The 22,107-nt window shown below is 47.5% G+C and carries 19 protein-coding genes; 17 read left to right on the forward strand and 2 right to left on the reverse strand.

Annotated features, from left to right (window positions below):
• Positions 1-69: 69 nt before the first annotated feature.
• Entirely contained in the window at positions 70-477 is a 408-nt protein-coding gene (locus SK066_RS08315) for an Asp23/Gls24 family envelope stress response protein (protein WP_188775113.1), read from the forward strand.
• Positions 478-653: 176 nt separating this feature from the next.
• Here SK066_RS08315 and ftsW read toward each other — a convergent pair whose 3' ends face one another.
• Positions 654-1,997 carry a putative lipid II flippase FtsW gene (ftsW, locus tag SK066_RS08320; RefSeq protein WP_320544325.1) on the reverse strand — a complete coding sequence of 448 codons (1,344 nt, stop codon included), beginning with the start codon at positions 1,995-1,997 and terminating at the stop codon, positions 654-656.
• Between the two features lie 593 nt (positions 1,998-2,590).
• On the opposite strand from ftsW, the gene SK066_RS08325 reads away from it, so the two are divergent.
• The 7 genes from SK066_RS08325 to SK066_RS08355 all read left to right on the forward strand — a co-directional run bounded on the left by SK066_RS08325 (position 2,591) and on the right by SK066_RS08355 (position 8,590).
• Complete coding sequence (locus SK066_RS08325) at positions 2,591-3,790, forward strand: M20 metallopeptidase family protein (protein ID WP_320544326.1); 1,200 nt, start codon at positions 2,591-2,593, stop codon at positions 3,788-3,790.
• 178 nt (positions 3,791-3,968) lie between these two features.
• On the forward strand, positions 3,969-4,409 hold the full coding sequence (locus SK066_RS08330; protein ID WP_188775116.1) for a YlbF/YmcA family competence regulator: 441 nt from the start codon (positions 3,969-3,971) through the stop codon (positions 4,407-4,409).
• Positions 4,384-4,710 (forward strand): YlbG family protein, encoded by a 327-nt coding sequence (locus tag SK066_RS08335; protein ID WP_229685727.1) that lies wholly within the window; start codon positions 4,384-4,386, stop codon positions 4,708-4,710. The genes SK066_RS08330 and SK066_RS08335 overlap by 26 nt, the downstream gene beginning before the upstream one ends.
• A gap of 525 nt (positions 4,711-5,235) precedes the next feature.
• A complete protein-coding gene (locus tag SK066_RS08340) occupies positions 5,236-5,673 on the forward strand; it encodes a hypothetical protein (RefSeq protein WP_188775118.1) in 438 nt (145 codons plus the stop codon).
• A 257-nt stretch (positions 5,674-5,930) separates the two neighbouring features.
• Positions 5,931-6,833, forward strand: coding sequence for a selenium metabolism-associated LysR family transcriptional regulator (locus SK066_RS08345; RefSeq protein ID WP_250343547.1), 903 nt, complete (start codon positions 5,931-5,933; stop codon positions 6,831-6,833).
• 96 nt (positions 6,834-6,929) lie between these two features.
• Positions 6,930-7,799, forward strand: a complete 870-nt coding sequence (locus SK066_RS08350; RefSeq protein WP_320544327.1) for a PHP domain-containing protein — start codon at positions 6,930-6,932, stop codon at positions 7,797-7,799.
• Positions 7,800-8,143: 344 nt separating this feature from the next.
• On the forward strand, positions 8,144-8,590 hold the full coding sequence (locus SK066_RS08355) for an acetyltransferase (RefSeq protein WP_320544328.1): 447 nt from the start codon (positions 8,144-8,146) through the stop codon (positions 8,588-8,590).
• A gap of 895 nt (positions 8,591-9,485) precedes the next feature.
• Here SK066_RS08355 and SK066_RS08360 read toward each other — a convergent pair.
• Entirely contained in the window at positions 9,486-11,285 is a 1,800-nt protein-coding gene (locus SK066_RS08360; RefSeq protein ID WP_320544329.1) for an Rqc2 family fibronectin-binding protein, read from the reverse strand.
• 165 nt (positions 11,286-11,450) lie between these two features.
• On the opposite strand from SK066_RS08360, the gene dapF reads away from it, so the two are divergent.
• The 9 genes from dapF to def all read left to right on the forward strand — a co-directional run bounded on the left by dapF (position 11,451) and on the right by def (position 22,093).
• Positions 11,451-12,287 (forward strand): diaminopimelate epimerase, encoded by an 837-nt coding sequence (gene dapF / locus SK066_RS08365; RefSeq protein ID WP_320544330.1) that lies wholly within the window; start codon positions 11,451-11,453, stop codon positions 12,285-12,287.
• 721 nt (positions 12,288-13,008) lie between these two features.
• Complete coding sequence (locus tag SK066_RS08370) at positions 13,009-14,901, forward strand: bifunctional homocysteine S-methyltransferase/methylenetetrahydrofolate reductase (protein ID WP_188775124.1); 1,893 nt, start codon at positions 13,009-13,011, stop codon at positions 14,899-14,901.
• Between the two features lie 32 nt (positions 14,902-14,933).
• Positions 14,934-15,824, forward strand: coding sequence for a YicC/YloC family endoribonuclease (locus SK066_RS08375; protein ID WP_320544331.1), 891 nt, complete (start codon positions 14,934-14,936; stop codon positions 15,822-15,824).
• Positions 15,825-15,887: 63 nt separating this feature from the next.
• The gene (remA, locus tag SK066_RS08380) at positions 15,888-16,148 is read left to right on the forward strand and encodes an extracellular matrix/biofilm regulator RemA (RefSeq protein WP_017814687.1); all 261 of its coding nucleotides are present in this window, start codon (positions 15,888-15,890) and stop codon (positions 16,146-16,148) included.
• 60 nt (positions 16,149-16,208) lie between these two features.
• Positions 16,209-16,781, forward strand: coding sequence for a guanylate kinase (gene gmk, locus SK066_RS08385; protein WP_250343541.1), 573 nt, complete (start codon positions 16,209-16,211; stop codon positions 16,779-16,781).
• Positions 16,782-16,825: 44 nt separating this feature from the next.
• On the forward strand, positions 16,826-17,056 hold the full coding sequence (gene rpoZ, locus SK066_RS08390; protein ID WP_188775127.1) for a DNA-directed RNA polymerase subunit omega: 231 nt from the start codon (positions 16,826-16,828) through the stop codon (positions 17,054-17,056).
• A gap of 616 nt (positions 17,057-17,672) precedes the next feature.
• Entirely contained in the window at positions 17,673-18,902 is a 1,230-nt protein-coding gene (gene coaBC / locus SK066_RS08395) for a bifunctional phosphopantothenoylcysteine decarboxylase/phosphopantothenate--cysteine ligase CoaBC (protein WP_320544332.1), read from the forward strand.
• A complete protein-coding gene (priA, locus tag SK066_RS08400) occupies positions 18,899-21,451 on the forward strand; it encodes a primosomal protein N' (protein WP_320544333.1) in 2,553 nt (850 codons plus the stop codon). Before coaBC ends, priA begins: the two co-directional genes overlap by 4 nt.
• Before the next feature lie 162 nt (positions 21,452-21,613).
• Positions 21,614-22,093 carry a peptide deformylase gene (def, locus tag SK066_RS08405; protein ID WP_250343538.1) on the forward strand — a complete coding sequence of 160 codons (480 nt, stop codon included), beginning with the start codon at positions 21,614-21,616 and terminating at the stop codon, positions 22,091-22,093.
• Positions 22,094-22,107: the final 14 nt, after the last annotated feature.

Here is a 22,107-nt window from a genome sequence, read left to right on the forward strand (position 1 = left end):
AGTTGTACGAATTATGTGATTTGAACCAGTATTCTTGCTTAAAGGGTTCAAGTCCAAAGGAGGATGGACATGACCGAGTCATTACAATTGGATATGGGCACAATCAAGATTGCCGATGACGTCGTAGCAAAGGTGGCGGGCATGGCCGCACTGGAAACACCGGGAATCGCTGCAATGTCAGGCGGTTTGTCGGAAGGTTTTGCCAAGCGTCTTAGCGGAAAAAATGTACAAAAGGGTGTTACCGTAGAGGTTGGACAGCTGGAAGCAGCGATTGACCTGCGCATTATCGTGCTGTACGAAACACCGATTCACGAGGTATGCCGCATGCTTCAGCAAAATGTTCGTGAGGCAGTAGAAACGCTAACGGGCTTGAAAGTTGTTGAAGTGAACGTGAAGGTGGAAGGTGTTGCCTTCAAGGATGAGCTGATCGAGACAGACAAGAACCGAAGCTCCAACCATCCGTTTAAAGTAATGTGATCAACCGATCATGCATGCACATACATGGACAGACAACAAAAAGGAACGACAGGAGCAGAGCCTGTCGTTCCTTTTTATATACCGATTCATATACCGTGAACAATGGTGTTCAATGCTATTAGCTTGAGCCGATCGTCTACTAAGCAATGCTAATTCGTCATAATTTTACGCTAGCATCACTTCATGCGCATAGAGATCGATTGTCTGCGCGTACCACTATCGCTACCTGTCGCTTGCTGTTCGGCGAGTGCACGATGCGTTTCACGTGAGATACTAAGCATAATGCCCATACTGAGCATCATCACGACGAGTGACGTACCCCCGTAACTAATAAAGGGTAAAGGTACACCGGTCAGCGGAATCGTATTCGTCACCCCACCGATATTAATAAATGCCTGAATTGCGAACATCCCCATAATACCGACGCCGACAAGCGTTCCGAAAATGTCTGGACAGCGGAGCGATATCCATATGCCCCTGACGATAAAGTAAGCATAGGCGAGCAGGAATAGCGTCGTTCCGACAAAGCCAAATTCCTCACCGATTACGGAGAAGATAAAGTCATTGTACGGGTTAGGCAGATAATGCAGCTTTTGAATACTTTGTCCAAAGCCAGAGCCGCTGAAGCCACCCTGTCCGATTGCAGTTAATGATTGAATCATATTGTAGCCAGCGCCCTTTTCATCGGCAAATGGATCAAGAAAGGTCTCGATCCGTCCCATGCGATAGTTAGAATCACCTTTCTCGCCACTATCATGACTGAAAAGAGAGTTCACACCGAACACGAGCGCGGCACCTAGAAGAAGTAAGGCGACAGAAGCGAAAATATGCTTCACACTGGCACCGCCAGCATAAATGATCAATCCTGCGGTTGCTACCAGAATCATACAGGAGCCCAGATCGGGCTGAAGCATGATCAGACCAGCGACAAGGCCAACGATGAGCATAACTGGAATATAGCCGGTGCGCAGATCGCGCAATCGTTCGCCCTTTTTGGCAATGAGTGCAGATAAGTACAAAATAACAGCTAGCTTGGCAAATTCGGCTGGCTGGATCGATGCACCAGCTGGAAGCTGAATCCAGCTTCGAGCACCGTTAATTTTACCGCCGATAATCAGTACAGCTACAAGTAATAGGAGTGTCACCATAAAGAAGGGAGCAAACCATTTTTTGTACTTACTGTAATGCGCCTTCATTGCAAAAAACATCGCGATGAGTCCAACTACTGCAAAAACAATATGTCGCTTCGTGAAATACATCGAATCATAATTGAATCGTTCACTGGTAAAGGTAAGGCTTGAGCTGGCACTAAATACCATCAATATGCCAAAGCCTACCAGCACGAACGTTAATACGAGCAATTGAAAATCGGGTGCGCCCTGCTTGAGAATCTTGCGATTTGGCTCTGCTGGCTTTGGAATATTGCGCACATTGCTGGTACGTTTATTGCCGCCGCTACGATACCGATTAGCAAGACTTTGTGTGCTTGATCCGGGTGCGGGTTGTCTAATTTTGTTCATGATGTATCTCCAATAACGGAACGGATATGTACAAAAGTGACAGGACACGATGACCGTATGAAGGTGTATAGGCCATGTACAGATCCTCCTTGTTTTAAGATGCCTGCAAAATTATGTTAAGTTCATTTTTTCATGATAGTACGTTTTGAGCATAGGTGCAAGCTCTGACAGGGTTTTTCGCCATTCCGCTTCGCTTTGTACGGTAGAGCTGTCTCACATGTCTGTGATCTCATCTTTAATGATACGTGGTAACAGATGATTGGGTTATAGTCAGTTGCCTTACTTCATAATAAAAGCCATACTAGAAATAGAACACTACTGGAAAATAACAAATTAGAAAAGTGATAATTTAGAATGGATACAATCCTGTTTGTTCACTGCGATCCCGTAGAGACTATGGTTAATGTTCAATATCTACTACATAGTGGGCTGTATTGAACAAAGAAAACGGGGAATGTAAAAGATGATTTTACAAACTACTGCTTTTCCGTCAGAATAATGCCTAAAGAGTTATTTAACCCGATCCTGAGCGATGAATCAGTACAGGGCACAAAGAAACATATAAACCGGAATATATAGGGAGGAATAGTGCGATGGGGAACTATGATTGGAACGCCCTGTTTCCGGAAATGGTACAGTGGAGGCGGCATTTACATATGCATCCTGAACTGTCCTATGAGGAGCATGGGACGATGAGCTTTATTGCGCAGCGGCTGCGTTCATTTGGCGTAGAAACGCGTGAACGAGTTGGGGATACGGGCGTCATCGGAATCATTCGTGGCGCCAAGCCTGGCAAAACAGTGGCGTTGCGCGCAGATATGGACGCATTACCGATTCAGGATGAAAAGCAATGCGATTACGCATCACAGGTCCCAGGTGTGATGCATGCGTGCGGACATGACGGTCATACTGCTGGCTTGCTGGCGGTAGCTCGTTACTTTAGCGAGCATCGTGAGCAGCTTCAAGGCGAGATTCGGTTGATTTTTCAGCCTGCTGAGGAGGTATGCCCAGGCGGCGCACTGAAAATGATCGAGGCAGGTGCGCTTGAAGGTGTAGACGTGATCTATGGTGTACATCTGTGGACACCGATTCCGTACGGTCAGCTTGCCAGTGCACCGGGGCCATTGATGGCTTCAACGGATGAGTTTTTCATTGATATCACCGGTAAAGGTGGACATGGTGGTATGCCGCATGCGGCGGTCGATAGCCTGCTCATCGGCGCTCAGCTAGTAGTGCAGCTACAGTCGATTGTAAGCCGTAATGTGAATCCACTTCAGCCAGCTGTGTTGACCGTAGGTACATTTAATAGTGGTAGTGCACAGAATATCATTGCAGAGACGAGCCGGATTACCGGAACGGTACGCGCTTTTGATGAAGATACACGTATGCTGATCAAGCGCCGGATCTACGAGGTGAGCGAGCAGCTATGCGCGCTGAATGGTGCGAAGGCTTCTATTGAATATATGATGGGCTACCCAACCCTTGTGAATCATGAAGGAGAGACGGAGCGCTTTTTCCGTGTAGGACGTTCGGTATTTGGTGAATCGCAGGTTGTGCAGACGCCACCGATGATGCCAGCAGAGGATTTTGCTTATTATGTTAAACAAGTGCCTGGCTGCTTTATCTTTGTAGGAGCAGGGAATGAAGCGACAGGCGCGACCTATCCGCATCATCATGCACGCTTTGATATTGACGAGTCGTCGATGCTGAATGCGGCTCGTATTCTGGTCGCAATGGCAGAGGATTATCTAGCGGAAGCAGTTCGGCAAACAGAAGCGATCAGCGGTTCATAGGGCAGGTCATGAACAGCTAACGTCGGGGATGCTGGCTAACCTGCTGATGGCAGAATCAATCACATGAGTAACCCGTTTTTTGGAAAAGGGCTTCTAATCTGTTCTTTTCTTATGCTATGATGATAAGGACAGTTGGAACATACGCTGTCTATTATTATAGAGGAATGGGATGAACTTCATGAGCGCTACCGAGACGAGAACGGTTGATATGGCCGAAGTTTTATTGTGCGCCTATGATCTAGGCGATATGATCAACAATTCTATCGAAGTCGCTAATTATTTATATTGGAAAGAACGGATGCAGCAGCATCCGGACGTCCAGCGTTTGATCATCAAGCTGAACAGCAAGAAGGAGCTGTTCGAGGAAACCCAGCGTTTTGGGCATTTCCACCCGAACTATCATGCTGCACGTGAAGAAGTGGAAGCTGTTCAGGAGGAGATGCAGCAGATCGAGGCGGTACGCCGTTTTACTGAAGCGGAGAGTAGCCTGGATCGGATGCTGTACGAGATGTCGGAGACGATTGCGCATTCCGTTTCCCAGACGATCAAGGTTCCAAGCAATGATCCTTTACCAAAAGGAGGCGGATGTGGCAGTGGAGGCTCATGTGGATGCGGATAATCATCCGCTACAAGAAGAAGTAACAAAAGAAGAAGCAACGTTTCCAGAACGCATCGGTTATATTATCTGGGTCAGCGATATTAAGGCTGCCCGCAATCTGGAAAAATACGGCTGTGTGCATTACATCTCACGCCGTATGCACTACGTCGTGATGTATGTCAATGCAGATCGAGAACAAGATATCGTGAAAAATATGTCCCGTCTCTCTTATGTACGTAAAGTCGAGCGTTCGTATCGTAACGAGATCAAAACCGAGTACAGCAAAAAGGTACCCGACCCAACTCAGTTTTTTGGTATATAAGCAAGCAACTGGCAGTATGCCAGCTTTATAGCATGGCAGGACGTTTCATTTTGAAGGGTCCTTTCGTTTAGCAATGAAGGATTCTCCCGAAGATGCAGGCAGCACTCGGACACACAAGATTGCAGCCTGCCGCTCTGGAGAAGGTTAACAAGTCAGCGGCCACCCGGCCGCTTTTTTGTATATAAAGGGGAAAAGGTTTCATTTTCTGCCGAACTTTTTAATTAAAAGGAATTATATGTAATTAATTTGAAAAATATATAAGTGATATTTTTAACTTTTTGTAGATATGGGTTAAAAGATAGTAGGCAAGTGTCGATATAATGCTTAATGGGACTCAAGTACTGATTAAGTAGTCAATTGAGTTAATAAATAACTTTACTATGAGGATGTTAAGCTCGGTTGCAAAGTCGGTAGACTATACAGCGTAATATTGCCCCTCTGTGTAGGTCTTTAGATGGATATGAAATAGGAATAAGGGGAAAATACTTACATGAAAGACCTGTGAAGATGGGGAGTGAATAATTAATGAGAGACAAAATCATGGAGCGCTGGAGTACGTATGAACCTTTCCATGTTGTACTTGGAGAAAAGAAAGTAGCAGACATCGTCATTACTAATCATGCCATCAGCCGTTACAATGATCGCATCGCTAAGGGTCAAACTCCGATTGAGGATATTGCCGGATTCATGTGGGAGAGCTTAAAGCAAAATCGAATCGTATCGTACTACCGCAAGGAAGAGGACGTATACTTGATTGACGAGGACATCGTTGTCGTCGCTGAATTTGCTGAGCTGCCTGGTGAATTTGATCTAACTGGCAATCCACTCCACAAAATGATCATCGTGACCTTCCTCGGAAAAATGTCCGAGACGATCGAGCTGCGTGATCTGAAGTCTTATTATTCCTGGTTGAGACACTCCCGTCGCATGACACTGATCAAAAATAGCCGTAAACGCAAATAAGTACTTCAAATAACACGGGTATTAAACAACGATTAACATATAAGCAAAAAAATGGTTCTTGTTGCAACATGAAATGTTTCAGTAAATAACCTCTATGCAGGTCGACACATGTATAGGGGATATAAGATTCAATACGAAAATAGGTTTAAAAAAGGAGTCTGCGGAAGCAGGCTCTTTTTGTTATGTTCGGCTTCAACGTTTTGCTCGTTTCTGTAAATCGGTTACAATAAAAGGGAGGGTCAAGGAGGGAAGCGGAAGTGGCGTTTAATTTTCATCAATTGCATATTTTTTATACCGTAGCAGAGCGCGGTAGCTTCTCAGCAGCAGCGCAGGCTCTACATATGACACAGCCAGCGGTGACGATGCAGGTGCAGTCGCTGGAGGAACATTTTGGCACGCGTTTGTTCAACCGGACGACCAAGCGCATTCAGCTTTCTGAGGCAGGGCATGCACTTATGCCCTTTGCACGTCGTGGTATCGATCTGATGCGAGAGACCGATGCGGCGATGTCGCGTTTTACCGACGATCTAGCTGGGCGATTACTGCTAGGCGCGAGTAATACGATTGGAGAATACGTACTGCCGCGTCTGCTGGTGCCGTTAGGTCAGCGCTATCCAGAGATGAAGGTTGTCTTGAAAATTATGAATACAACGCAAATTTTGGACGAGATTAGTCGTAATCAGCTCGATTTTGGCTTGATTGAGGCGCCTGTAGAGCATCCGGATATGACGATTACACCAGTGATGCAGGATGAATTGAAGCTGATCGTACCGGCACAGCATCCGCTGGCAGCGCAAGAGCAGGTGACGCTTGAGGATGTGCTGGAGCATTCATTTGTACTCCGTGAAAAGGGCTCGGGTACCCGTCAGGTGATGGAGGAAGAGCTGATTCGTCATCATGTGGATCTGTCACGTATTCGTACGGTCATGGAGCTGGGCAGTACAGGAGCGGTAAAATCGGCGGTAGAAGCCGGATTGGGCATTACCGTGCTATCGCCATCCTCGGTGAAGCATGAGGTTGCACTCGGTCTGCTCAAGGTGCTCACCATCGAAGGCATGTCATTTCCGCGTCAATTTTATTCGATTCAGCTAAAATCGACATTGCTACGAATGCCAGCTACGGCGTTTTTACAATTTTTACAGGAGCATTCGCTTGACTAGGTGAGTTGACGTATAAGCGCAGCGGACTGGAAATGGTACGGAAATGAGCAGAGGCGTGAATATAGCCTTTAGATTAATGAAAGAGGAGTGAGGAAAATGAACAATCCGAATCACGTACAGCTGGCATTTGCTGATCTGCATACCCATACACAGGCTTCAGACGGCATGAATACGCCAGCCGAAAATGTAAGATTGGCTGCGGAAGCTGGTCTTGGCGCACTGGCAATTACAGATCACGATACTATTGCAGGTGTAGCCGAAGCGCTGGCCGCAGCAGAGCAGCATGGTATTATGGTCGTTCCCGGTGTGGAGATTAGCACGATGGAGGACGGAAAGGATATCCATATTCTTGGCTATTATTTTGATATTACAGATACGATGCTGTTACAGCGCTTGGAAGGCTTGCGCCGTATTCGTGATGAACGCAATGAAATGATTTTGAGTAAGCTGCGTGAGCTCGGCTTGCAGATTACGATGGACGATGTGTTCGCTCAGCTGGGACGTGAGCTTTTACCAGATGAGAGCATTGGACGTCCACATATGGCAGATACGCTGGTCGCTAAAGGCTACGTTAGCGATATGAACGAAGCATTTGATAAATATCTCGCGCAGGGAGCTGCTGCCTACGTATCCCCGCCACGCATTACACCTATGGAAGCGACCGAATGGATTCTGGAAGCAGGAGGCGTACCTGTAATGGCGCATCCCGGTTTGTACGGAGATGACGATCTAGTCGCACGCATTTTCGATAAAAGTCGACTCGCTGGTATTGAGGTGTATCATTCCGATCACACACCAGACGACGAGCAAAGCTACCTCAAGCTAGCCGAACAGCGCAGCCTGATCGTAACGGGCGGCTCCGACTACCACGGCGAACGCCAGGGCAAAGTATTCCACGGGCCTCTAGGCGGACGCAAGGTTCCAATTACGGTAGTACAGCAGCTTCGCGATGCAGCAAGCAAGTAAAATAGGCACAAAATTAATAGTGAGGGCGGCGTACGCCCTCTACATAAGCTATATAAGCTGTATCGGATCAAGCTGATGTGAGACACTAATGCCCCATGCCTTCTCAATGAGTATTTGCATAACATAGACGAATATCGAGCTGCCCAAAATATAAAGTATGAAATGAGAAGTCACCAAACTATACTTTTGCAACCAACAACCAACAACCAACAACCAACAACCAACAACCAACAACCAACAACCAACAACCAACAACCAACAACCAACAACCAACAACCAACAACCAACAACCAACAACCAACAACCAACAACCAACAACCAACACAGCAAAGGAGTAGACTACTATGCGCATACGCAATTCCAATACAACCGATACGGAGCGTGCAATCGACATCTGGCGCGATGCGGTCGATGCAACACATCATTTCCTCACACCCGAACACCGTAGCGAAATAGAACACGAAGTCCAAAGCTTCCTGCCCAATGTCCCACTTTGGTTAGCCGTTGACGAATCCGATCAAGCACTCGGTTTCATGTTACTTGATGGCCACCATATCGAAGCCCTATTTATCGACCCCGCCCATCACGGAAAAGGCATCGGAAAAGCCTTAATCGCCCATGCCGTCCATTTACAGGGCGATATCTCGACAGACGTCAACGAACAAAACACACAAGCCGTCGGCTTCTACCAACGCCTCGGCTTCAAAGTAACAGGCACGTCTCCCCAAGATAGCCAGGGACGCCCATACCCACTCATCCACCTGCATCGCGCCAAAGACGTACCGCTATAAACAGGTAGCCTAAGCTATCCGATGTAAAACTGATTTGATTAACATCAATCTATACAAATAGACAACCAGGGTGGACGTATGATAGCGTGCACATGAAAATATCTAAAATCGATATAGCAAAATAGCAAAGTAAAACTATCGCAGAGCTAGAAAGGAAGGTGAAGCTACACACAGTGCTTTTTAACTTCTTTACTTGCTTCCCTCACATTCAATGGACGATAGTAATAGTAGCTCATTCATCTATACTAGTTTGTAAATTTAGAACTTATATATCCTAATACGAATCATATAATCACGAAAAATCCAACCCTATCATGGGCATATTTATTAAAAAAAACGAGCATACTTATTAAAAAAGCTTCTTCGTTGGCAGCATTATTGTGCTCAACGAAGAAGCTTTTGTTGTTAATTGAATAGCTGACTGAGACATGAATATTTTGCTGTACGCGAGCATTTGAAAGAAAAGATGGTTTCAATCGAATATAAAATGAATAGCTATAGTTCAGGTAGTACATAGATAGTAGCATAAACAACAGGTATTGGTAGTTTGAATTTAGATATTAAAAAAGAGGGAACATCTAAGCACAGAACGGAGGGAAGGAAATAAGGGGAAAGGACTCCTTTGGAGGGGCGGGAATCTACAATTCACTCCTAATCCAGTAGATTCTCGCGGCTCCACCTGAGTCCGTCCCCTTATTCCTTCCCGGAGTGGTCAAGCCCATTACAAGTAATCAAGTAATCCAACTCTTTAATCGACATTCACAGTGATAAGGCTATACAGTGACATAGTTATAAAGATTTTAAATACCTAGCCACATCTACACTTTCCCCATACCACTCATACCATAAACTTCACACCCGAGCACCCAATCAAAAGCACCCATCATCCCCACGATTAAACTTTAATCGTACTATCCAGCCCTTTAACCACCCTTTCATCAGGCGTAATAAACAACGTCGTCTGATGATCATAAATAACAAACCCCGGCTTCGCTCCATTCGGCTTATGCACATGACGAATCAGGGTATAATCCACAGGCACGCTGCTCGATTCCTTCGCCTGACTGAAATAAGCCGCCAGCTGTGCTGCTTCTGCCAGCGTCGCATCGCCAAACTCCGTGCTACGAATGACGACGTGAGAACCGGGAATATCCTTCGTATGCAGCCATGTGTCATTATTGCTTGCCATACGGTTGGTGATGTATTCATTTTGCAGATTGTTTTTACCTACATACATCTCGATCCCTTCACTTGATGTATACACATGCAAGGTTGGGCGATTGTCCTTTTTCTTCTTTTTCGCCTTTTTATTACGGTTACGTACATAGCCTTGCTCTGCCAGTTCCTCACGAATTTCATCAATATCCTGCAAGGCAGCGCTTTGCAGCTGCTGGAGCAAGGAATCCAGATACGCGATTTCCTCATGTGTTTTGATCAGCTGCTCATCAATAACAGCAAGGCTGTTTTTGTATTTGTTGTATCGTTTGAAATACCGCTGTGCATTATCCGAAGGGGAGAGCTGCGGATCTAGCTGAATTTTAATTGGACGCTGCTCTTCATCGTAAAAGTTGATTAGCTCAATCTCACGATCACCTTTGTTGATCTGATGCAAGGAGGCAAATAACAGCTCGCCTTGAATACGGTATTTCTCCGCGTCGCCGGCTTCTAACTGATCCTGATGCAGCTTATCCAGCTTTTTAATATTTTTACTGCGCTCATTTTGTAGAAAACGGAGCAGGTCACTTGTTTTTTGCTTGACCGTATCGCGTTGTGCTTTTTCGCCATAATAAGCTTCCATACATTCGCTGATCGTATCGTATGACGTTTGCTCTTCGATAAGACTGGTGAGGGGAACAGCGGAAAATACGATTTTACCTTTAGCATTTACTCCGCTCATGGGGGCAAACGAGCCACTACGCACCTGCTCCATCAGCTCAGAAAAGGCTGGCCAGAGCGTTGTAGCAGTTAATTCATCGTCATGTTCGTTTGCTTCCGTAGGCTGTTCCTTTTCGGCAGAGTTGTTCTGACCAACCTCATGATCCGCCTGAGCATTTGCACGATACACAATCTCATCAGCAATCAGCGGACTGATACCGGTAAAAGTCTGTACGATCCAGCGCGATGCAGTGTCCTCATTGGTAGCAAAGGCTTCGCCAAATGGCTCAGCAGTCGTTTCCAGTGGGTTCAGCTTATTTTGCTGTGGAGGCTCTTGATACTGGAAGCCTGGCATGATCACGCGATAGCTACTAATCGCTGGTGTCACATGATGAATACCATCCAAAATATTACCGCTCGATGGATCAACAATCACGATATTACTATGACGACCCATCAGCTCAATCACGATACGCTTGAGCGATACATCGCCCAGCTCGTCACGCTGGCGTACATTCATATGGATGATACGCTCCATGCCGACCTGCTCGATCGATTCGAGAATGCCACTTTCACAATGCTTACGCATCAGCATGCAGAACATCGGTGCTTCCTGCGGATTCATAAACGATTGCTCTGTAAACTGCACCCGTGGATAAGTCGGGTTCGCGCTCAGAAGTAATTTGCGATTATCACGCTGTGCGCGTATTTGAAATACGATATCGTTCTCAGTAGGTTGATGAATTTTATTAATACGCGATCCTACAAGAACCTGAAGCTCCTGTACAATCGCACGGGTTACAATACCATCCAGTGCCATGTGTATAATTCTCCTATTCCTCTATTTATCGGAAAGTGGGCGTATGCGTTGCTTGCCCACCCTTTCTATGATGCCACAAACCATTCGCAATTGACAGCTATCTCATGCTATGCTTACCCCATAGATTGCATTTTGACCAGTATACAGAGCAGGGAGAGAGCCAACATGGAATTTACAAAAATGAACGGACTTGGTAACGACTTTATCGTCGTTTATGGCGAGCCCTCGTTGCCTGCTAACGCAGGTGAGCTAGCGATTCGCCACTGCAACCGCTACTTCGGGATCGGTGCAGATGGACTGGTATACATATTACCATCAGCGCGCGCAGATGTGATGATGCGCATTATTAATTCAGATGGATCAGAAGCAGAGCAATGCGGCAATGCCGTACGCTGTGTTGCCAAATACGTGTACGATCGTCAGATCGTTGCACATACCGATATCCGTATTGAAACGATCGGTGCAGGCGTGCAAACGGTAACGATCCAAGCCGAGAACGGTAAAGCCCAAACCGTACGTGTCGACATGGGCGAGCCGATTCTTGAAGGCGAGCGTATCCCCGTAGCCATAGCGAGCAATCCTGTGCTAAATGCACCGATCGAAGCTGGTGGAGAAACGTTCGAATTTACCGCCGTATCGATGGGCAATCCACACTGCATCATCTATGTCGATAATGCTGTCGACTTCGATCTGCACAAATGGGGCCCTCTACTCGAAAAGCATGAACTGTTCCCACGTAAAACCAATGTAGAATTCACCACAGTCCGCAGTCGCGACCGAATCGACATGCGCGTCTGGGAACGCGGAGCAGGCCCCACCCTCGCGTGCGGTACAGGCGCATGCGCGACACTCGTCGCATCCGTCCTCAACGGCTATACCGACCGTAACGCCTACGTATCCCTTAAAGGCGGAGACCTGTACATCGAATGGGACGAAGCAACAAACCGCGTATACATGACCGGCCCTGCTGAAATGGTGTATACTGGGCAGACGATAGACTGATGTACGATGGATGAGACTTAAATAGGGCTATTTTAAAACTGCAATAATGCAATAATTAGAAACGTATGAAACGGAATGAGTTTGAAAGGTTGAGTGAATTCCAAAAGCTTGAGGAAAAGGATTAGACTGAAATCATTCTTACAAGCTGAATCTAATTCAGCTATATAAATTATGCAGTAATTGCGAATTACTATCATGCTATTGTTTTAAAAGTGATTTATGCATGTTTAGAAGAATAATGTATGGAATAAAATACACTTGTGTATGTGTATGTGTATGTGTATGTGTATGTTTTGAATAAGAAATGGATTTGCAAGAAATATCGTCTCTTGTTAGCAACCAGCAGAGAACGGAGGGAAGGAAATAAGGGAAAAGGACGATTTTGGAGGGGCGGGAATCTTCATTTTGACCTAATCCAAAAGATTCCCGCGGCTCCACCTGAGTCCGTTCCCTTATTCCTTACCGGAGTGGATGATGCTCTAACAAAACAAGTCTGCGAGTCCGTTTTTTCTGCTAACGAACAAGGCAGTACACTCAATAAAAACTGTTCACTATTTGATACACTGTAAGCTACTCTGCATTCCATATGCCCACATTTCAGCTCCAACAAACGCAGACACCCCAGCAGTTATACCTTTTAGCTATATCAGTCGATTTTGCCTTTAATTGCCTGCAATTTATGTTACATTAAGCGTACATTATGACAGCGAGGTGTAGCTTTATGAAGCCTGATTTGCGGACAAGATGGACAGAAGGCGTCATCGTAGGCGATGGTGCGATGGGAACTTATTTATACCAGCTCGGTTTTCCGGTTGGCATTTCAAATGAAGAACTGAATCTGCTTAATCCGCAGATCATTGAAGATATTCACCGTCAGTATGTGAACGCCGGTGCAGAATTAATTGAAACGAATACATTCTCTGCCAACTATGAGCGGCTTGCCAAGTTTGGTCTGGAGCACAAGGTAGAAGAGATTAACCGTGCGGGTGTGCGGATTGCACGTCAGGCGGCAGCGGATAAAGCCTATGTCGTCGGCTCGGTCGGTGCGATTCGAGAAGGCAAACGCTCGAATACGCCGCTACAGGAGCTACGTAAGTATTTCAAGCAGCAGCTTCATGCGATCCTAGATGAAGGCGTGGATGGCATTTTGCTGGAAACGTTTTTTGAACTGGAGGAATTGGCGCTTGCTTTGCGTCAGGTTCGTAAAATGACCGATATTCCGGTTATGTGTCAGCTCACAGTCGAGGATTCAGTGCGTACGCAGGATGGGTACGATCTGCCAGACGCATTTGCGATTCTTGCTGAAGCTGGTGCAGATATGGTCGGCTTGAATTGCCGTGTCGGCCCGAATGGAACGATGCGTGCACTGGAATATATTCGTGGTAAGGTTGCGTTGCCATTGTCCGTATACCCGGATGCGGGGGTGGCGAGCTATATTGATGGAGAGTATCGCTACAAGGCGAAGCCATCGTATTTTGGCCAAAGCTCGGTACGGCTGGCTGAGCTGGGTGCACGGGTCGTAGGCGGATGCTGCGGCACCACACCGAAGCATATCGCTGCGATTGCACGGGCGCTGGAGGATTATAGTGCGCCTGCGCTTGATTTTTCGAATGTGAAGGTGCCTTCACCGAAGGTAAGCATCACGATGGAAAAGGATATTTTACACGGCTGGGATTCGATTGGTGAGGAAGCACCGCCAACGCTCGTGGATCTGGCGCGCGAGCGCCCGACGGTTATTGTTGAGCTCGATCCGCCGCGCGATCTGGACATTAGCAACTTTATGACTGGAGCGGAGGCGTTGAAAAAAGCAGGCGCCGATGCGGTAACGATGGCGGATAACTCGCTGGCGGTGACGCGGATGAGCAATATGGCGCTTGCCCATCTGGTGCAGCGAGAATACGGCTTGCGTGCACTGGTGCATATCACGTGCCGGGATCGCAATATGATCGGCAGTCAGTCGCATATGATGGGATTGAATGCGCTCGGAATCGACCATGTGCTTGCCATTACAGGCGATCCTTCCAAATTCGGCGATCTTCCTGGTGCAAGCTCAGTATATGATATGACCTCATTCGATATGATTCGCATGATCAAGCAGCTCAACGAAGGTGTAGCATTTTCAGGTAAAACGCTCAAGCACCGCGCGCGCTTCGTCGTCGGCTCAGCGTTTAATCCGAATGTGAAGCATCTGGATAAGGCTGTACAGCGTCTGGAAAAGAAAATTGCTGCTGGAGCCGATTATGTGATGACACAACCGGTCTATGATGCAAAGCTAATTGCCGATATTCGGGCAGCAACGAGTCATCTAACAGTGCCTGTGTTTATTGGTATTATGCCGCTTGCAAGCGGACGCAATGCGGAATATCTGCACAATGAGGTGCCAGGTATCCAGTTACCGGATCATATTCGCGGACGGATGTCTGGACTTGAAGGTGAAGAAGGACGCCAGATGGGGGTAGCGATCGCTGAGGAATTGATCGACGTGGCGCTGGAGCATTTTAACGGAATCTACATTATGACACCGTTCATGCTGTACGAGATGAGTGCTCGCCTGACCGAATACGTATGGGCAAAAGCAAAGCAACGTCCAAACCCCTTGTTTCAAGGCAAATAATCAATTACAATAGTATAACGGATGTGATGCCGATGTCATTCAGTATGACCGGATACGGTCAGTCCACCGTTCAACACGGTGGCTACAAAATCCAGATTGAAGTAAAATCCGTCAACCATCGCTATTGCGAGATCATGCTTCGTATGCCGCGCGAATGGGCAAGTATGGAAGACAGCTTGCGCAAGCTCGTGCAGAGTAAGGTGAAGCGTGGACGGATTGATGTATTTGTAAATAAAGAGCAGGATGACGGGCAACCGTCATCGCTCCAGCTTGATCATGATACGGCAGCAGCCTATATTACGGCAGCCGCAGAGCTAAGGCAACGATATGAGGTGGCAGGCACATTAGAGGTCAGTCATCTGCTTGCGTTGCCTGGCGTCATGAAGATGCAGGAGCGTAGCAACGAGCAAGATGATCCTGAGCAATTGCAGGAGCTGCTGAAGCAGGGATTGGACGAGGCGCTGAACGGCCTGGTGGAAATGCGGGTGCGTGAGGGTCGGCATCTGGTCCTCGACCTGACGAGCAGACTTGCTCATTTAGAACAGCTTTATCAAGAGATGCGAGAGCTTGCGCCTACTGTGGTGGAGGAGCACCGTATTCGGATGAAGCAGCGACTAAGTGAGCTTCAGGATGGTAGCTTTCACTGGGATGAATCAAGAATTGGAATGGAAGTGGCAATTTTTGCCGATCGTTCCAATATCGATGAGGAATTGACCAGGCTATCGAGTCATTTTGGACAGTTCCGGCAATTGCTGGAGCAGGATGATTCGATCGGCCGTAAGCTCGATTTCCTACTTCAGGAAATGAACCGGGAAGTCAATACGATTGGTTCCAAAGCTAATCATCTGGCTCTAGTTAACCATGTCGTCGAGATGAAAGCGGAACTGGAAAAAATCCGTGAACAAGCCGCGAATTTGGAATAAGACCAAGAAGCGACGTTAGTTTCGGCGCAATTGAGTCAAATGCATAGGGGGAAAAACCTGAACATGGCAATCAAACTTATCAACATTGGCTTTGGTAATATTGTATCCGCAAACCGGATCATTTCTATCGTAAGCCCGGAATCCGCACCAATCAAACGGATTATTCAGGAGGCACGCGATCGCCATATGCTGATTGATGCAACCTATGGTCGACGTACACGTGCGGTAATTATTACCGATAGTGATCACGTCATTTTATCGGCGGTTCAGCCGGAAACCGTAGCCCATCGTTTGTCCCTCAAAGACGACGATAACGACGAATAAACAAAATCAGACTGCCGGTGCTTGGAATCAGGCTACCGGCAGTCTACATTGGAGTGTATCATGTCTAAAGGATTATTATTTGTACTGTCCGGCCCGTCCGGTGTCGGCAAAGGAACCGTCAGCGCAGAGCTACGCACACGCAAGCCCGAGCTGATCTATTCGGTATCCGCGACCACTCGTCAGCCGCGCGAGGGTGAAGTTGATGGGGTCAACTATTTCTTCAAAACACACGAGGAGTTTCAGCAAATGATCGCTGGCGATATGCTGCTGGAATATGCAGAATACGTAGGCAATCATTACGGCACACCACGTGATTTTGTAGAGAGCACACTGGAAGCAGGCAACGATATTTTTCTGGAAATCGAAGTGCAGGGCGCACTGAAGGTGATGGAAAAGTTCCCTGAGGGTGTGTTCATTTTCCTGACGCCTCCTTCGTTTGAAGAACTGCAAAATCGTCTGACCAACCGTGGTACGGAAACAGTTGATACGATCAACAATCGCATGACGGTTGCAGCAGATGAGCTGGAAATGATGAAGCATTACGACTACTCTGTGGTGAATGATGAGATCGAGCTGGCTTGTCAGCGCATCGAAAGCATCATTATCGCTGAGCATTGCAAGATTCGTAAATAAGTTGCAGAGCAGAAATGTTCTGACAGAATATGAGGTGCAAAACTATGTTATATCCATCCATTGATGAAATGATGAACAAAGTAGACAGTAAATACTCGCTCGTTGTTGCGGCATCCCGCCGTGCAAGACAACTGCGTGATGGCAGCAAAAGCGAACTGCACCATCCAAAAGCTCACAAATTTGTCGGCGTAGCACTGGAAGAAATCTACAACGACAACATCAAGATCGAGCGCCGTACTGAAGCAGAATTGGAACAAAGCGACCGCGAAAACTAATTCCTTCATTTGCTTATAGCATACCAATGCTATAGCGTAACCAACGGGCAATGATAACAACCGAAAGGTTGTTATTTTTTGTGTAAACGAACGTACGATAACGCACAGGATGTACGAATACCTGTACCCTTTTCGTACATTTAGAGGTATAATAAAGGGATTGAGAAGATAATTTCTCAATCCCTTTTTTTATTTGATAATCGGGGTTTTCGATAGGAGCCAATGGTGAATTTTCAGTTGAAAAACTAGTAACTTTTTGTTTATTGCACCCTGATTATATTCCACACAACAATAATAAATGCTCTAAGATATTTATTGGAATGTTGGTGCTTCAATCGTACTTGTACCAATGCTCCACACCATAAAAGATATTTTATCCTGGCTGTGGAAAGACTTGTGTTGCATATGCGACGGAACGAAGATAAGGAAATAAGGGAAAGGACGACTTTGGAACGCGGGAATCTACAATTTTTCTTGCTTCGTAGATTCCTGCGTTCCACCGGAGGACGTCTCTTATTCCTTGTCGTAGTGAAGCATGCGTTACAACAAAAGTCTATACACGCACCAGGTAAAATCACTTTCCCACCACCAATTTATAAAGAAAGCAGGGAATATCATGCTAAAAGGCAAAAAGATCGTGCTTGGCATCACCGGCGGTATAGCGGCTTACAAAGCAGCCTCGCTCTGTAGTGGGCTGGTCAAGCAGGGAGCCGATGTGCATGTGGTCATGACTGAATCGGCTGCCAAGTTTATTACCGAGCTTACCTTGCAGACGCTATCACGTAACCCTGTGCATATTGATACATTTGACGAACGCAATCCAGAGGTAGTAACGCATATTCATCTAGCTGATCTAGCCGACCTCGTATTGATTGCCCCAGCAACAGCGAATACGATTTCCCAAATGGCGCTGGGTCTAGCAGATAATATGCTTACCTCCATGCTGCTAGCAACGACAGCACCGATTATGGTCGCTCCAGCAATGAATGTGCATATGTACCAGCATCCGGCGATCATCGGTCATATGAACACACTTGTTGATCGCGGTGTCATGATGGTGGAGCCAGGCGAAGGTATGCTGGCATGTGGCTATGTGGGCAAAGGACGCTTAGAAGAGCCCGAGACGATCATCGCGGTAGTACAGCAGTATTTTGCTACACAGGAACGTGAACGCCAGCTTGCAGGGCTATTAGCTGGACGCACGGTGACAGTGACAGCAGGTGGAACGATTGAACGAATTGATCCAGTTCGCTATATTACGAATGATTCCTCTGGCAAAATGGGCGTTGCTGTGGCACGTATGGCACATCGAATGGGTGCAGAGGTAAAGCTTATCGCCGCCTCGGTTCAGGTGCCTTTGCCGACAGACATCGAGACGATTCGCGTCCAATCTGCACAGGATATGTATGAAGCGGTGCTGGCAGAATGGAACGATACTGATATTATGGTGCAAACGGCTGCGGTTGCTGATTACCGTCCAAAAACGGTACATGCCACCAAAATGAAAAAGAAGGATGCTGACCTGACGCTAGAGCTTGAAAAAACCGTCGACATTTTGCAGAGTCTGGGTGAGCGTAAGGTCGATCAATTTTTGATTGGCTTTGCCGCAGAGACAGGCAATGTGGCCGAATATGCGATGGACAAGCTTCGACGCAAGCGCTGTGATCTGATTGTCGCAAATGATGTGACAGCAGCGGGCGCTGGCTTTGGCACAGATACGAATCGTGTACAGATTTTTGATGAAAATGGACTTGCTGATGACGTACCGCTGATGAGCAAGGACGAAGTCGCATCACGCCTGCTACAGCTTGCAGCGAAGCGAATGAGCGGGGTGTCTGCCTCATGAGCCGGATTGCCAGGGTGATCGTTGATGTTCCGAGCCGTGGCACTGACCGACCGTTTGATTACTTGATCCCGGATTCGATGCAGGGTTGGCTGGAGATTGGCAGTCGGGTCGGTGTACCTTTTGGTCCACGTACCTTACAGGGCTTTGTCATTGGACTTGCTGAACAGTCGGAAACGCCAGATATAAAGCTGAAGCCGATTAAGGAGCTGCTCGATCTCGTTCCACCTTTATCTGAGGATCTGATCGAGCTTTCAGCGTGGATGAGTGCGCGTTATGCGTGTCACCGGATTACCGCGCTGCAAGCGATGCTGCCATCGGCGCTAAAGGGTAAAGCAGAGCGATATATTCGAGTTGCTGATCCATCCGAGTGGGGTGAGCGTGAACAGGGGACAGCTACTACTGCTGATGAGCCTGTCCTATTTGAAACGGTAGATGAGCTGGATGAAGCAGAAGCAGCGATCGTTGCTCATATTCGCAAGCAGCAGGAAGTACGGATGGAGCATCTCAGCCGCAAGTTTGCTGGACAGGCAGATACAATCAAGCGTCTGCTCCAGCGTGGTGTATTGTCGGAAACACGCAGTATTCGTGATAAGGTGCAGAAGAAGACGGTACGGACGGTATCGCTTCGACTCCCAGAGGATGAGATTCGCACGATTATCGATGAGTTTCCTGCGCGAGCGAGTCGGCAAAAGGAAGTGCTCGCTTTTATCGCGGATATTGGCGGTGAGGTGACGATGAAGCAGATTCTGAGTGTGCTTGGTGTTACAGCTAGCACGGTCAAGTCGCTTGCAGATAAAGGCTATATTGCGATTCAGGATACCGAGGTATTCCGTGATCCGTATAAGGATCGTCATTTTAAGCCGAGTCAGCCCTTCGTACTGACGGATGAACAGCAGATGGTGTACGACTCCATCGTACAGCGTATCGATAGCCGTACCGAGGGTGAATTTCTAGTGCACGGTATTACAGGGAGCGGTAAGACCGAGGTCTATCTGCAATCGATTCAGCGGGTGATTGAGCAGGGACGACAAGCGATTATGCTCGTGCCAGAAATCTCACTCACCCCACAAATGGTGGAGCGTTTTAAAAGCCGCTTCGGTGATCATGTGGCGGTGCTGCATAGCCGTTTGTCCAGCGGTGAGCGTTATGATGAATGGCGCAAAATTCGTGAAGGTCAGGCGCTGGTGGCAATTGGAGCACGCTCGGCGATTTTTGCCCCATTTGCCCATCTCGGTCTGATCATTATGGATGAGGAGCATGAGACCTCTTACAAGCAGGAGGAAAGCCCCAAATATCATGCTCGTGATGTGGCGGTGCATCGTGCGCATCAGCATCAGGCGGTGGTCATTCTGGGTTCGGCTACCCCTTCGCTGGAGAGCTATCATGCTTCTCGTTCACAAAGTAATGATGAATTCAAACCGACGCTACTAGAAATTCACGGACGTGCGCTTGGCAGCGAACTGCCTGCGGTACACATCGTGGATATGCGTGAGGAGCTGAAGGAAGGGAACCGCTCCATGTTCAGCCGTCCACTATATGAGGCAATCGCCGATCGGCTGGAGAAAAAGCAGCAGACCGTGCTCTTGCTGAATCGGCGTGGACACTCGACATTCGTGATGTGTCGCACCTGTGGCTATGTCGCTGAATGCCCGAACTGCGATATCTCGCTTACCTTCCACCAGCGCTCGAACAATCTGCGTTGCCATTATTGTGGTCATGCGGAGCCAGCGCCAGAGGTGTGTCCAGAGTGCGGAAGTGAGCATATTCGCTATTTTGGTACAGGAACACAGCGGGTAGAGGAAGAACTGGCGAAGCTGTTCCCGGGTATTCGGGTAGTACGCATGGATGTGGATACGACTACGCAGAAGGGTTCACACGAAAAGCTATTGAACACATTCCGTGATCGGCAGGCAGATTTACTACTTGGTACACAGATGGTCGCCAAAGGTCTGGATTTCCCGGATGTAACGCTTGTCGGCGTTATTGCTGCTGATTCGGCGCTGCATCTGCCTGATTTTCGTGCAGGAGAGAAGACATTTCAGCTATTGACTCAGGTAGCTGGACGTGCAGGTCGGCACCATTTGCCAGGTGAGGTTATCGTACAGACGTACAATCCGGATCACTATTCGGTGGTGCATGCGAGCCGACATGATTATGCTTCTTTTGTACGTGAAGAGCTGAAGCATCGTCAAGGGCTTGGCTATCCACCTTACTGCCGCCTGGCACTGATCACCTTTTCGCATGAAAAGCTGCCATTACTTGTACGAATCGCTGAAAATTATGTGCAAATGGTCAAGGATCAGGCACAGCGATTGGGCTGGCTAGGCAGTCTGGAGCGCTTTTCCACTGAGGCGCTGGATGTGCTTGGACCAGTCGCTTCACCGATTCCACGGCTAAAAAATAGATACCGATTCCAATGTATGATAAAATGGCGTGGAGATATGGACGTTGCGAAGCTGGCGGAATTTGTATCCCAGCAGCTACAGGACAGCACGCGCGATAAAGAACTTTTGATCAGCATTGATGTTGATCCACAGGTAATGATGTAGCACCAACTGCCCCGATTGCTCCTACAGCTGCCTATAGTCAGGCGCTGCTTGGAGTAGCGGGGCTGCTGTTTGCGGATGATCAACAATAGAGTCTGCGTAATTGATGCTGCATCAAGTAAACAAAACAACTGAACTGATATGACGTAAAGGATGGATGAGACGATGGCAATTCGTATTATTGTAAAAGAACCAGATGAAGTGCTTCACAAAAAAGCAAAGGAAATCACAAAAATTACCCCTAATGTGCAAAAGCTGCTGACCGATATGGCAGAAACGATGTATGACGCAGATGGCGTAGGACTGGCTGCACCACAGGTCGGTATTCTTAAACGTGCAATTGTAGTTGATGTAGGAGATGAGCATGGCTTGATCGAGCTGATTAACCCTGAGATTGTCGCAAGTAGCGGCGAGCAGCTCGGTTCGGAAGGCTGCCTGAGCATTCCAGCATTGAATGGTGAAGTACGCCGTGCAATGGAAGTGACGGTAAAAGGTCTGGATCGCGATGGTAACGAGATTACGATAACTGGACGCGAGCTGCTGGCACGTGCGCTACAGCATGAGATCGATCATCTGAACGGTGTATTGTTCACCGATATCGCCGAGCGTGTCTATGACCGCAGACTGGACGAGGAAGGGGAATAAACATTGACCAGAAT

Origin of the sequence: Paenibacillus hunanensis (assembly GCF_034055775.1) — a bacterium.
GTDB classification, from domain to species: Bacteria; Bacillota; Bacilli; order Paenibacillales; family Paenibacillaceae; genus Saccharibacillus; species Saccharibacillus hunanensis.